Origin of the sequence: Acinetobacter sp. 3657, from assembly GCF_031456775.1 — a bacterium.
In the GTDB taxonomy this organism is placed as follows: domain Bacteria; phylum Pseudomonadota; class Gammaproteobacteria; order Pseudomonadales; family Moraxellaceae; genus Acinetobacter.
Genome location: NZ_JAVDVH010000007.1, coordinates 1 through 13,019, shown reverse-complemented (window position 1 = coordinate 13,019; position 13,019 = coordinate 1). Strand labels below are relative to the sequence as shown.

Genomic DNA, 13,019 nt, shown 5'->3' with positions numbered 1-13,019 from the left:
AGGGGCGTATGACCATAAATAGGAGTGGATTCGGTGGCCAAAATTGTTGTCGTAACGTCAGGCAAAGGTGGTGTAGGTAAAACTACGACCAGCGCATCTTTTGCAACAGGATTAGCCCAACGTGGTCATAAAACTGTTGTGATCGATTTCGATGTAGGTTTACGTAATCTTGACTTAATCATGGGCTGCGAACGCCGCGTCGTCTATGACTTTGTTAATGTCATCAATAATGAGGCTCGCTTACAACAAGCACTCATCCGTGATAAAGAAATTGAAAACCTATACATATTACCTGCTTCACAAACCCGTGATAAAGATGCCTTAAGTGATGAAGGTGTTGCCCGCGTGATTGATGAATTGTCACAAGAGTTTGATTACATCATTTGTGACTCACCAGCAGGGATCGAGCGTGGTGCAATTTTAGCGATGTATCATGCTGATGAAGCAATCATTGTCACAAACCCAGAAATTTCTTCTGTTCGTGACTCAGACCGTATCATTGGTATGTTGGATAGCAAAACTAAAAAAGTTGAGCAAAACGAAGGCCGTATCCGTAAGCACTTGTGTATCACACGTTTCAATCCAGAACGTGCAGATAGACAAGAAATGCTGACGATTGATGACATTTCTAAAGATATTTTACGTGTTCCGACTTTGGGTGTTATTCCTGAGTGTCCGAGCGTACTTCAAGCATCAAACGAAGGTAAGCCTGTTATTCTTTATACAGAAGAAAAAGCTGGTCAAGCCTATGATGATTTAGTGGCTCGTTTTCTTGGTGAAGAACGTCCTTATCGACACATTGTGGTACAGCCAAGAGGTTGGTTAGCTAGACTATTTGGAGCGTAATGATGGCAGGATTCTGGAGTAAACTATTTAGCAGTGATGAAAAGTCATCAAGTGCACAAACTGCCAAAGATCGTCTAAAGGTAATTGTTGCATCTGAACAAGGCTTAGGTCGTCGTTTAAGCCAAGACAAGATTGACCAAATGAAAAAAGAAATCATGCAGGTCGTCAGTCGTTACGTTCGAGGTGTGGATGAACAGCATATTCAAATGCAAGTTCGTTCAGAAGCAAATATTGAAATGTTAGAAATGAATATCAATTTACCTGAAGATCGATAGTAGTTTTTTCATTAGCGATTTTTTGTAAATAAAGGCAAAATATGAGACTGGGTAAGCAAAGCAACGCTTTGCCCAGTCGCAAGACGAGAAGCTACGCTTCGAGTAGAATATTTTTCCTTTATTAAAGACTGAGGAGACTGTCATGGCATTATCACAGCCAGCAACTTTCAATGAAGAATGGTCAGATGAGCGTGTTTTTGCCTACCTCAACCAACTTCCACCAACAGGTGTCAATGCTGACTTTCATGTCCTCTATCACGCATTTAAACACATGCGTCCAAATGACTATGAGCGATTGATTACTCAGTTTTTGGCTGATGGCCGTGATTTGAATGCAACCAATCCTGAAGGATTACGCATCCATGACGTAATTGCACAATTTCCACGTCAAAAAGATGGTTTCTTAGAAGTCTTAGCAAAATTTGCATAAAAAAAAAGCCTGCATGATGCGGGCTTTTTTTTAAATATTTATCGACTTCCGATTAAATATACACCCAACAAAGTAAAAATCCCACCTGAAACACCATCGATCCATTTAGCAAAGTTTTGATACGCTGTGCGAAATGCAGGTAGAGAAAATACAAATGCGACCAAAGTAAACCATAACGCAGTTTCTACTGAAACAATAATAAACAGCAATGAATGATGCTGATCAAATAAAGGATTGGTTAAAAACAGAGAAAATACACTACCAAAATAGATGATTGCTTTTGGATTAGACAGATTTGTTAGCAATCCTTTCATAAAAAATAAATAAGGTGATTGAGGTAAGACAATCGGATTTACCGTCTGATCCCCTTTAGAGAAAGCAGAACGAAGCATCTGGAAGCCAAGCCAACACAAATATAAGCCGCCCGCAATCAACAGCCCTTGTTTAAGCCAAGCCATTTTTTCAAAAATGATATTGAGCCCCATCAACGCCAATAGTGACCAAAGCATTGCACCAATGCAAATACCCAAAACGACCAATACAGCCTCTTTACGCGAACGACTGATTGCCGTTTGCGAGACCAAAAAGAAATCTGGTCCGGGTGTAATTAATGCACAAAAATGAATGAAGATTAGCGTACTCAATGCAACTAACATAGCTCACCCTAGCAATGGGACTCCAAAGCGTAAGCTTAAATAAAAAATGTGATTATTACTATATAAAAATAAGCAAATATAAAAAGAAAGCCTCTAAATAGAGGCTTTATTATTGGATTTTTCTCGTTAAACGAGAATATCTCGTTTGCCATTTGCACCCATCGCACTGACGATACCATTTTCTTCCATTTGGTCAATAATACGGGCAGCTCGGTTATAACCTAAACTAAATTTGCGCTGTAATGAAGAAGTTGAAGCTTTGCGTGTTTCCAAAACAAAAGCAACACACTGATCATAAAGCGCATCACGGTTTGGATCACCATCACCATCTTCAAAACCACGTGAAGACGGTTCCTCATCAAAAGGCGTCAAGATTTCATCAACATAGTTAGGTTCACCACGCTCACGCCATGCATCACAAATGCGATTGACTTCGTCATCACTAATGAATGCACCATGAACACGCTCAGGCTCAATTTTACCCGGCCCTAAGAACAACATATCACCATGACCAAGCAAGTCCTCTGCCCCGCCCGCATCTAAGATCGTACGCGAGTCAATCTTACTGTTTACACGTAATGCCACACGGGTTGGGATATTGGCTTTAATCAAACCAGTGATCACATCTACAGATGGACGTTGCGTTGCAAGCAGCAAATGGATACCTGCCGCACGAGATTTTTGTGCTAAACGCGTAATCATTTCTTCCGCTTTTTTACCGACCTGCATAATCATGTCAGCAAACTCATCCGCAACAATGACGATCGAAGGCAGCGGCGTCAAACGTGCTGCACGTTCTTGGGTGGCTGAATCACTTGGTTTCCACGTAGGATCGATTAAATCCTCACCATTTGCAATCGCCTCTTCGACTTTACGATTGTAATCACTGAGTTTACGAATTTTAAGAAATGACATCAGTTTATAACGACGTTCCATTTCATTTACACACCAATTCAATGCACTCACCGCATCTTTCATGTCGGTTACAACAGGCGTTAATAAGTGAGGAATATCATTATAATTGGCTAATTCTAGCTGTTTTGGATCAATTAAAATAAAACGCAATTGATCAGGCGTATATTTCAGCAACATCGACAAAATCATCGAGTTGACCGCAACTGATTTACCTGAACCTGTCGTTCCCGCGACCAACATGTGTGGTGCTTTACCCAAATCTGCAATAACAGGATTACCTGAAATATCTTTACCCATCGCCATAGAAAGAATGCTATTTGGATCGGTAAAAGCAGGAATGGTCAATAATTCAATCAGACGCACCATTTCACGCGTGCTGTTTGGAACTTCAATACCAATATAAGGTTTGCCCGGAATGACTTCTACAACCCGCACAGATGCCATCGACATTGAGCGCGCTAAGTCACGTGAAATATTGGTCACTTTAGATGCTTTAACGCCTGGTGCAAGATCCAATTCAAAACGCGTGACCACAGGTCCTGGTTGAGCTTCAACCACCTGTGCTTTTACATTGAATTCCTGTAGCTTAATTTCTAATAATTCAGAAAGTCGCGCCAATTGTTCCGCAGTAAAATTCACCTTTTTGTTTGGATCAACTTTATCCAGCAACTCTAAGCCCGGTAAAGTCGGCAAGTCACGACGTTTCTGCGCAACCTGCATCGCACGTGACATTGGACGCCCAAATGTATCCGTTAATGGCGCATCCAAATCAAAATCATCTTCTAAATCTAAATCTGTTTCAGCTTTTCCAGCCGTTTCTTGCCATGCTTCAATAAATGCTTCTTTGGATAACTTTTCTTTTTGCATCTCAGCGGTGGTACTTACAGCAGCAAGTTGTACATGAGGGTTACTGCTTGTTGGCGTGGTTATTTTGTCTTGCTCACTTTCAACTAAAAGATCATTAAAATGATCGAAATCATCCTGTGCATCTAGATGTGTATTTTTGGCAGGCGATGTTTGGGAATAAAGATTTTTTGTTGGCGTTGATTCACTTAGGGGCGAATCAAAATCAATATCCATGTCCACCGTATGATGTGCATTTTGTTGCAGCTCTGGCGTAAATGGTGTGTGTAAATCCGTCGCTGTCTTGGTATTCGGAACTGCAGCCAATAATTCATCAAAAATTTGATCATCATTCCAGTCTAAATGGCGATGATTGCTTTTCTGAATCTCTGGTTCTGACTGCGATGGCTGTGGCGCTGTAGAAGAATTTTCATCATCAGCAGCTCTTAACAGCGCATCAATTTCTTGTTTATGATTCGCATCATCACTTTGTAGCGCGCGCCATACCTCACCTGTTTGAACGAGGCGTTGGCTTTCAGTTTCAAACTGATGTGCGCGTTGTAAGGTTTGCTCAAAGTCTTCGGTTTGCGGCGTTTGTTGTGGTTGATTACCTTGTTGCTCTCGCGCAACGACATCAGCAAACAACTTTTCAGCCAAAATCTGATGATGTGAATCATCCATTTTTGTTGCTTTGGCTTGAACATCATCTACCGTTGCGCTAGTTAACGTTGCTTGCTGCACATCCGATTCAGTCTGTACTGGTACTTTATTTTTTATTGCAGGTATTTCTGATTCCGCCAATTGCTCAGTACGGTCATAAGCGGACTCATTCTGCGGCACATTTCTATAGAATAAATCTTGTAAATAGGCAGGTGTCTTTTTCAACATCAACCATGTTTTATTCCATTGAATACCAAAAGCTAAAGTAATCAATAAAATACTAAATGCTAGTAAGAACAATGTCGCACCATAAATGGTCAAAAGGTGAGACAAGCTTTGCCCTAACTCATAACCAATGATGCCACCTGCTGCATTATCCAGCGTATCCGCAGGCGTATTCCAGTGTAAATACAATAAACTAGAGATCGATAAGATCAAAAAGAATTGTGCTGCATAGCGAAAAGGTAAATTTAGAAAGCTTCTTGGCCACCAAACCTGTACTGCCTCTATAAATAAAAATAAAGGAATAAGTAAGCTCGCCCAGCCCAAGAAACCAAATAATAAATCTGCGATCCAAGCGCCAGCGACCCCACTTGCATTTGAAACATGCTGGGTATCACTAGAGATATGCATCCAACCCGGATCAAAAGGTGTGTAGGTCACTGTGGCAAGAAATAAATAAATGCCAAAAGAAATTAAAAATAATGTCATTAAAAAGCGTTGTGCATAAACACTTGACACCGCAGCCATATACAATCCTGTAACCCAATTCGTTATTTGTTGGTATCTTTTAAGGTCTAACTTACCTTAATCAATAAGTTTTATATTATGCACGCGTTCTAAAAAAAAAGATGCACGATTGTTTACTGTTGTTGTTAACATCGAAGGGCGATTCACATTTTCGACACGTAATTTTGAAATAATCAATTCTTCAAACATGATATAGCCTATTTCGATTGAACTTATCAATATTATCCACATGGTTTTGCCCCCAATCTTGTGTGGATTCACGTATAATTTTAGCATTTTCAATATAAGAAGGATGTTCTTTAATGAGCGCTCGTCACTCACGATTAATTATTCTGGGTTCTGGTCCTGCAGGTTACAGCGCGGCAGTTTATGCTGCACGTGCCAACCTCAAACCGACACTCATCGCTGGTATCCAACTAGGCGGTCAATTGACCACGACCACTGAAGTCGACAACTGGCCGGGTGACCCTGAAGGATTGACTGGTCCAGTACTTATGGATCGTATGCAAGCTCATGCAGAACGTTTCGGTACAGAACTCGTCTACGATCATATTAATGAAGTTGACCTCAAAACTCGCCCATTCGTATTAAAGGGTGACATGGCTGAATACACATGTGATGCGCTTATCATTGCAACAGGTGCGACTGCACAGTACTTAGGTCTTGAATCTGAAGCTGCATTTATGGGTCAAGGCGTCAGTGCTTGTGCAACCTGTGATGGTTTCTTCTATAAGAACCAAAATGTCATGGTTGTAGGCGGTGGTAATACTGCTGTAGAAGAAGCACTTTATCTTTCTAATATTGCTGCACATGTCACTTTGGTTCATCGTCGTGACAGCTTACGTTCAGAAAAGATTTTACAAGATCATCTTTTTGCTAAAGAAAAAGAAGGCAAAATCAGTATCATTTGGAATCATCAGGTCGATGAAGTGCTCGGTGATAAAACAGGTGTAACTTCTGTTCGTATCAAATCAACGCAAGACTCAAGCACTCAAGACGTTCAAGTCCAAGGTCTATTTGTTGCGATTGGTCATAAACCGAATACCAGTATGTTTGACGGTCAACTTAACCTACGCGATGGCTACATCCAAGTGCAAAGTGGTACTTCTGGTAATGCAACAGCAGCTTCTATTGAAGGTGTTTTTGCTGCTGGTGATGTCGCGGATAGTATTTATCGCCAAGCGATTACTTCGGCTGGATCAGGCTGTATGGCTGCTTTAGATGCTGAGAAGTATTTAGACAATTCGAACTAATTTACAATTTATGAAAAGACCACCAAATTTTTGGTGGTTTTTTTTATAAATCATTCATACAATCAAAAACATGAATACTTTTTAAACAAAATTTAATAATGGATGTATGAATGACAACAACATGGACTAACGGCTATCAAACAGAAGTAAATTATACCTATGGTTATTATCGTGACTTGAGCCCGAATTTTCAAAAATTCTGCTTACTGCTCAATGGCATCGAAAGTCCTGACTTTCAGGATAACCAAACCCATTGTGAACTTGGTTTTGGACAAGGCGTTAGTATTAACATTCACGCCACAAGTAATGAAGCTAAATTTTACGGTACCGACTTTAATCCTGCCCATGCAGCACATGCCAATCAATTAGCAGAACAAAGCCATATTGAGCATTTTTTTTATGATGATAGCTTTGAGGAACTTCTGAATCGCCATGATTTGCCGATGTTTAACTCGATCAGTTTGCACGGTATATGGAGCTGGATTAGCTATGAAAATCAACACATTATATTAAAATTCATTCGAAAATTTCTAAAACCAAATGGTATTGTATATATCAGCTATAACTGCGTCACTGGTTGGGCTGCAAACATGCCAATCCGTGAGCTATTTCATAGTCATTTCAAATTTAATAGTAAAAGTACCAACCCAATTCAAAAGGTGAATGAAGCACTAAACTTTAGTGATGAGTTACTCAAACAAAACCCCATTTTTGCTCAGCGTAATCCAAACGCCACACAAAAAGTTGCAGACTTAAAACAACAAAATCCCAACTATTTGATTCATGAATATCTAAACCAAGATTGGCAATGTTTTTCATTTCAACAGATTGTCCGCATTCTTGATGAAATCAAACTGTCTTATGCTGGTTCTACTGATTTAGGTTCTCATCTTGATAATATTAACTTTTCTGAAGAACATCAAAAGTTTTTAGATGCAATTGAACATCCAATCTTCAAAGAGCAATGCCGAGACTATTTTGCAAATACACAGTTTAGGAGAGACTTATTCATTCGTGGAAAGAACAATTTGACTCCACTACAAGTCCAAGAAAAATTACGCAAGACCGCTTTTGTGTTACTTACGGCTAAAGAACAATTACCAACAAGTATCAATGGTCTATTAGGTACATTCAATTTAATTGAAGAAATTTATCAACCTATTGCTAATCGATTTGCTGAGGATAATTATCAACCATTAACAATCGCAGAGTTCGAACAAAGTTTTCCAGAACTAAACTACGCAAAGATTTTAAATGCATTAGTAATTTTATGTCATCTCGGTTTGGCGCAACCTTGTCAAAATCTTAAACCACAAGAGAAAACGGTTAAACACTGCCATGATTTAAACCATCACATCCTGAAACAAGCCAGTTTTCATCAAAACTATAACGTCTTAGTCAGCCCACTTACTGGTATCGGCATTCCAACAGAACACTTCCATCAGCTATTCTATCGTGCACATTTTATTGATGGATTAGAAACAGCAAGTGATTTTGCGATTTATGTCCAAAATGTTATCAGTCAACTTGGATGGCTAGTTTTAGATAAAGATGGCAATACCGTGGCTGATAAAACTCAGAGCCTTGAGATCATAAAGGGCAAAGCGCAAATCTTTATTGATAGTAAAAAAATTGAAATCGCGAAACAACTTCGTTTATTTAATTAGCCTGTCAATGGAATGGTGATCGTTCAACGATTGCCATTCTGTTTCAGTTCAGTTAGTTTAGAATCATTCCTATTAACTTTTCCTGATATGCAACAACTCCCCTTATCTCAATACAATTTTCCAAATCCAATAGAAGCAGATCCTGACGGTCATGGATTTATCTGTATTGGCGCGGATCTATCCCCTGCTACTTTATTGGAAGCGTATACCCACGGCTTATTTCCTTGGTTCAATGAAGATGAACCGATTTGCTGGTGGAGTCCCGAACCTCGCTGCATTATCGAACCGCAATCATATAAACCAAGCAAGTCCTTAATCCGCAATATGAAAAAGCATGATTATCGGATTACGATTAACCATGCTTTTGAAGAAGTCATGCGCTCTTGTTCAATGCCACGTAGCTATACCAATGAAACGTGGATTAGCGAAGATATTATTCAAGGCTATTGTGCTTTATTCAAAGCGGGCTATGCTTATAGTATTGAGGTCTGGCATCAACAGCAACTTGTCGGTGGTTTGTATGGTGTTAGCATTGGCAAAGGCTGTTTTGGTGAGTCAATGTTCAGCACTGAAACCGATGTATCGAAAATGGCATTTTATACCCTGATGCTAATCGGACAAGAAAATCAGTTCGCTTGGGTGGATTGCCAACTGGTCAATGAACACCTCATAAGTTTAGGCGCACGTACACTTTCTCGCCAAATATATCTAAAATCGTTACAAGATGTAATTATTGCCCCCCCTATCAATTGGAAAAGCTATCAAGAACGTGTATTTTCAAGTAAAACAATAGCACTTAATGCAAAATTAGACGGTTAACGGACGAACACCTTGGAGGGACAGATTCATGAAATCATACCAACCCAAGTCCCTTTTAAATGACTTACAGTATTACATCACGCCACCGCATGACTGTAGCTACCTCGATAGCAAATCAGCTCGAATGGTGTTTTTAGATCCAATTCACCGTATCGATGTGGTGACATTGTCGGAACTTTCTCGCGTCGGTTTTCGACGCAGTGGGGATTTTGTTTATCGCCCTGAGTGCCATTTGTGTCGCCAATGTTTATCTTGTCGCGTACCTATTCAAGAATTTCAAATGAATAGTAGTCAGAAAAAGGCATGGAAACGTAACCAAGATTTAAAAATGAATATTTTGCCCACTTCTCAAGCGACGCAACAACATTACGATTTATACGAACGCTATATCAATGAACGCCATGCAGATGGCGATATGTATCCAGCAAACCTTGACCAGTTTGAAAAATTCCTTGTACATAGCTGTACCGAAAGTTTCTTTCTAGAGCTATGGAAAGATCAAAAACTAATTGGGGTTTCAACCTGTGATCTCATGGATGATGGGCTATCTGCCGTTTATACTTTCTTTGATCCAGATGAACAACGTCGTTCTTTAGGCGTCTTTGCGATCCTCAAACAAATCGAATATGTCCGCAGTCTAAACCTTGAATACCTCTATCTGGGTTACTGGGTTCCCCACTCACAAAAAATGAATTACAAATCCCAATATACGCCACTCGAATTATTGCTTGATGGACAATGGCGTAGGCTCAATCGTCCACTCTCCAATAATGAAATACAGCAACTTGGAGATTCATTAATGAGTACACTTCCATCCGAATGGAATAATTTAATTATTAAATAGCGTTTATTGAAATAGCGCTGCAAAATCATCAGTGCATGTTCTGACCATGATCACAGCATGCTCTCTTGAACCATCACCATTTGGATAATAGTTTTTGCGTAAATCAATTTGATGGAATTGCGCTTTTTCATATAAACGAATCGCTGCGCGATTACTTTCTCGTACTTCTAAAAAAATCTGAATCGGATTATTTTTTAATTGCTCGATTGAATAATCAAGTAATACATAGCCCAATCCTTTCCCTTGCTGACTTGGATGAATGGCCATCAATAATAAATTTGCTTCATCTAACACAGGCTGTAAAATGCAAAAACCGACAATTTGATGTGCTTGCTCATACACAGTGCATTGATAAGAAGCCAACGATTCTTGAAACTGTTGCTTAGACCATGGATGTGTTTGCACCAAACGCTCAATGGCAACCACACTATCCAAATCACTTTCTTGCATCAATCGGATCAAAATCTACTACTCTATAAATATGATGATGCGATTATCAGCAATTTTAGCCAAAATTTGAATAAAAAAATGGACAGTTTTCACTGTCCGTTGAAGTTAACTTGGATTGAAACCTAATTCAGTACGCCATTTATTTAATAGCTCAGTTGTATCATCATCATTTGGATGAAAGCGAGGTCTTAGGAAATCGAGTAATGTCGGAATCTGACGTGACATAAAGCCTTTGTAGCCATACATAAATTTGATCATATATTTTGTATCACGCCAAGTAAGCTTACCATCAGTTTTGAGTAGCTTCGCTGTAAAGTATGATTGCGTGATGAAGATCAATCCCATTGCAATCACAAGCGCCAATGAACGCATAAAATACGCTTTTGCACCTCGACCATACATTGTTTCATATACATCAAAAGCAACCGCCTTATGTTCGTTTTCCTCTACTGCATGCCACATCCAAAGGTGATACATCGTTTCGTCTTGGAACATTGCCTGAATGTCTGGGTTGCTCAACAATTCTTCTGCAATCGTCGAAGTAAAATGCTCTAAGGCACACGTTCCTGTCAAACCAATCATTTCTTTGCTAAACCCAAAAGGTTTAAGCGCTTGTGAAATTATGCCGACTGTACGGTTAATCAAACGTCCAGTTTGTGCTTCCATTTCTCGCACATCGTAACCATAGGCTTGTGCAGCTGCATTAAAAGCCAAATGTTCTTTGGAATGCATCGCCTCTTGACCGATAAAAGCACTAATTTCTTTCTGTAATATAGGATCAGCTAATTTAGGATCATTTCTCACGGCACGAGTACTATTGACAAAGAATTGCTCACCTTCTGGGAAGAGTGCGGATAGTGCAGTCATAAAATGAGTTAATGCTGCATCGCCATGTGCCCAGTAACGTGGTACTTCACCAAATTCAAAATCCATCCGGCGTACAGGGAAACTGGCACCAGCACGGTTTGAAATATTAACTTTAGCATTCATACCTTGTTCTCCTATAATGCAAATATTCTTTTTAATTACGCTCTATTTATTAGTTATACGCGCTTTTATATGCATTAAATAAGTGCAGATAAGGTCATTAAAGCATCATCTTAGGACATGAGGAGAAATAAAGCATCGCTTTATTTCGAAGCAAGGGAAATTTATCGAATAAGAATATAAAATTTAGTTTCCATGAAAAAAAACAAGAAAGGACAATAAAAATTGTCCTTTCTTAACATACAGTTAATAGCTGAATCTAGAAATCACAAACCTAGCTTTGCTTTCCAATCTTTGAGCAACTGTACAGTATCCAAGTCGTTCGGATGGAAGCCTGGTTTCAGATATGCAAGCATCTCACCAACCATCCCTGCAATAATCCCTTTTGATGGACTATAGCCATATTTATAAATCATACCCAATTCTTTTAGATTCAGTTTGCCATCTTGTTTAAGCAAGCGTAAGACAAATGATGATTGTGCTAAGAAAATAAAGACCATTGCCACCACTAATGCAGTATTACGCAATGCATAGGCTTTGATGCCACGACCAAAAATTTCTTCATAAACATCATAGGCAACTGCTTTGTGTTCATTTTCTTCGACTGCATGCCAAAACCACATATATGACATAGTGTCATCTGTCATCAGTTCTTGAATGTGCGGATTACGCAATAGTTCAGAAGCAATCGTCGCAGTAAAGTGTTCCAATGCTGTCGTTGCAGTTAAATCAACCATTTCTTGTGTCATGCCAAATGGCTTAACCACTCTCGCAAAATTCTTACGTGTGAATTGAATCAGTTTCGCTGTACGTTTTTCCAAAGTTGTAACATCATGACCATATTTCTGTGCGGACTGATTAAAACCGACATGCTCTTGCGTATGCATGGCTTCTTGACCAATAAAAGCACTGATTTCTTTTTGTAATGCTTCATTGTCTTTAATCGCAGGATGATGACGTACTGCGCGAACAGAATCAATAAACAGCTTTTCACCATCAGGAAACAACGCAGACAAAGCTGTCATGAAATGAGTTAAACCCGCTGATCCACTCATCCAATATTCAGGGACTTGGTCAAAGTCAAAGTTCATGCGACGTACAGGAAAACTTGCACCTGCACGATTAGAAATATTTACTTTAGCATTCATGCCGCCTACTCCTTTTAAGTGAAATCTCTCACTGAGTAATTTTGTTCATTTTCTTGAGTTTTATCTTACTGTTTTATTGGTATCAATTAAGTGCAGTTTAGGACAGCTAAGTATCAGTTTGGGACATGAGGAGAAATCAAGCATCGCTTTATTTCGACGCAAGAGGAAAAATTAATTAAGTATTAATTTTTCCGACGCAAGGGGAAATATCATTTATGGAATTATTTCCCGATGGAGGAGAAATAAACCATCGCTTTATTTCGACGCAAGAGAAAAATTAATTAAGTATTAATTTTTCCGACGCAAGAAAATAAAGAGCAAACAATAGGCATAAAAAAACACCCCAGAGGGGTGTTTTTTTATTACTCTAGATGATTAGAGAGTTACTTTCGCAACAACACCAGCACCTACAGTACGACCACCTTCACGAATCGCAAAACGTAGACCTGGGTCCATTGCGATTGGGTGAATTAATT

Annotated in this window: 13 protein-coding genes; 7 read left to right on the top strand and 6 right to left on the bottom strand. The window is 39.3% G+C overall.

Features of this window, described 5'->3' with window-relative positions; all coding sequences use genetic code 11:
- The first annotated feature begins 33 nt into the window (after nt 1-33).
- From minD to J2Y37_RS09425, 3 genes are all read left to right on the top strand, one after another.
- Nucleotides 34-846 (top strand): septum site-determining protein MinD, encoded by an 813-nt coding sequence (gene minD, locus J2Y37_RS09435; protein ID WP_004670121.1) that lies wholly within the window; start codon nt 34-36, stop codon nt 844-846.
- A gap of 2 nt (nt 847-848) precedes the next feature.
- Entirely contained in the window at nt 849-1,121 is a 273-nt protein-coding gene (gene minE, locus J2Y37_RS09430) for a cell division topological specificity factor MinE (RefSeq protein ID WP_004670120.1), read from the top strand.
- A gap of 142 nt (nt 1,122-1,263) precedes the next feature.
- On the top strand, nt 1,264-1,551 hold the full coding sequence (locus J2Y37_RS09425; RefSeq protein ID WP_004670118.1) for a PA4642 family protein: 288 nt from the start codon (nt 1,264-1,266) through the stop codon (nt 1,549-1,551).
- Nucleotides 1,552-1,589: 38 nt separating this feature from the next.
- On the opposite strand, the gene rhtC is transcribed toward J2Y37_RS09425, so the two are convergent.
- Together rhtC and J2Y37_RS09415 are read right to left on the bottom strand one after the other, a co-directional pair.
- A complete protein-coding gene (rhtC, locus tag J2Y37_RS09420; RefSeq protein ID WP_005198066.1) occupies nt 1,590-2,207 on the bottom strand; it encodes a threonine export protein RhtC in 618 nt (205 codons plus the stop codon).
- A gap of 126 nt (nt 2,208-2,333) precedes the next feature.
- Nucleotides 2,334-5,375: a DNA translocase FtsK 4TM domain-containing protein gene (locus J2Y37_RS09415; RefSeq protein WP_349032633.1), complete on the bottom strand. Its 3,042-nt coding sequence runs from the start codon at nt 5,373-5,375 to the stop codon at nt 2,334-2,336.
- Nucleotides 5,376-5,677: 302 nt separating this feature from the next.
- Here J2Y37_RS09415 and trxB point away from each other — a divergent pair, with 302 nt between their 5' ends.
- The 4 genes from trxB to J2Y37_RS09395 all read left to right on the top strand — a co-directional run bounded on the left by trxB (nt 5,678) and on the right by J2Y37_RS09395 (nt 9,958).
- Entirely contained in the window at nt 5,678-6,628 is a 951-nt protein-coding gene (trxB, locus tag J2Y37_RS09410) for a thioredoxin-disulfide reductase (protein ID WP_005198070.1), read from the top strand.
- A 110-nt stretch (nt 6,629-6,738) separates the two neighbouring features.
- Nucleotides 6,739-8,295, top strand: coding sequence for a class I SAM-dependent methyltransferase (locus J2Y37_RS09405; RefSeq protein WP_349032632.1), 1,557 nt, complete (start codon nt 6,739-6,741; stop codon nt 8,293-8,295).
- A gap of 12 nt (nt 8,296-8,307) precedes the next feature.
- The gene (gene aat / locus J2Y37_RS09400) at nt 8,308-9,114 is read left to right on the top strand and encodes a leucyl/phenylalanyl-tRNA--protein transferase (protein ID WP_349032631.1); all 807 of its coding nucleotides are present in this window, start codon (nt 8,308-8,310) and stop codon (nt 9,112-9,114) included.
- Between the two features lie 28 nt (nt 9,115-9,142).
- A complete protein-coding gene (locus J2Y37_RS09395; RefSeq protein ID WP_005198076.1) occupies nt 9,143-9,958 on the top strand; it encodes an arginyltransferase in 816 nt (271 codons plus the stop codon).
- A 3-nt stretch (nt 9,959-9,961) separates the two neighbouring features.
- On the opposite strand, the gene rimI is transcribed toward J2Y37_RS09395, so the two are convergent.
- The 4 genes from rimI to J2Y37_RS09375 form a co-directional block, all read right to left on the bottom strand.
- On the bottom strand, nt 9,962-10,408 hold the full coding sequence (gene rimI / locus J2Y37_RS09390; protein WP_349032630.1) for a ribosomal protein S18-alanine N-acetyltransferase: 447 nt from the start codon (nt 10,406-10,408) through the stop codon (nt 9,962-9,964).
- Nucleotides 10,409-10,513: 105 nt separating this feature from the next.
- Nucleotides 10,514-11,398: a metal-dependent hydrolase gene (locus tag J2Y37_RS09385; protein WP_005198079.1), complete on the bottom strand. Its 885-nt coding sequence runs from the start codon at nt 11,396-11,398 to the stop codon at nt 10,514-10,516.
- A gap of 263 nt (nt 11,399-11,661) precedes the next feature.
- Nucleotides 11,662-12,543 (bottom strand): metal-dependent hydrolase, encoded by an 882-nt coding sequence (locus J2Y37_RS09380; RefSeq protein WP_241323949.1) that lies wholly within the window; start codon nt 12,541-12,543, stop codon nt 11,662-11,664.
- A gap of 375 nt (nt 12,544-12,918) precedes the next feature.
- On the bottom strand, nt 12,919-13,019 hold a 101-nt coding region (locus tag J2Y37_RS09375), incomplete at its 5' end, for a hypothetical protein (protein WP_349032725.1).

Coding starts and splice junctions, on each gene's coding strand:
- rhtC (WP_005198066.1), bottom strand. CDS start 2,207: ATGTTAGTTGCATTGAGTACGCTAATCTTCATTCATTTTTGTGCATTA.
- J2Y37_RS09425 (WP_004670118.1), top strand. CDS start 1,264: ATGGCATTATCACAGCCAGCAACTTTCAATGAAGAATGGTCAGATGAG.
- J2Y37_RS09380 (WP_241323949.1), bottom strand. CDS start 12,543: ATGAATGCTAAAGTAAATATTTCTAATCGTGCAGGTGCAAGTTTTCCT.
- minE (WP_004670120.1), top strand. CDS start 849: ATGGCAGGATTCTGGAGTAAACTATTTAGCAGTGATGAAAAGTCATCA.
- J2Y37_RS09415 (WP_349032633.1), bottom strand. CDS start 5,375: ATGGCTGCGGTGTCAAGTGTTTATGCACAACGCTTTTTAATGACATTA.
- aat (WP_349032631.1), top strand. CDS start 8,308: ATGGTGATCGTTCAACGATTGCCATTCTGTTTCAGTTCAGTTAGTTTA.
- trxB (WP_005198070.1), top strand. CDS start 5,678: ATGAGCGCTCGTCACTCACGATTAATTATTCTGGGTTCTGGTCCTGCA.
- rimI (WP_349032630.1), bottom strand. CDS start 10,408: ATGCAAGAAAGTGATTTGGATAGTGTGGTTGCCATTGAGCGTTTGGTG.
- J2Y37_RS09385 (WP_005198079.1), bottom strand. CDS start 11,398: ATGAATGCTAAAGTTAATATTTCAAACCGTGCTGGTGCCAGTTTCCCT.
- J2Y37_RS09405 (WP_349032632.1), top strand. CDS start 6,739: ATGACAACAACATGGACTAACGGCTATCAAACAGAAGTAAATTATACC.
- J2Y37_RS09395 (WP_005198076.1), top strand. CDS start 9,143: ATGAAATCATACCAACCCAAGTCCCTTTTAAATGACTTACAGTATTAC.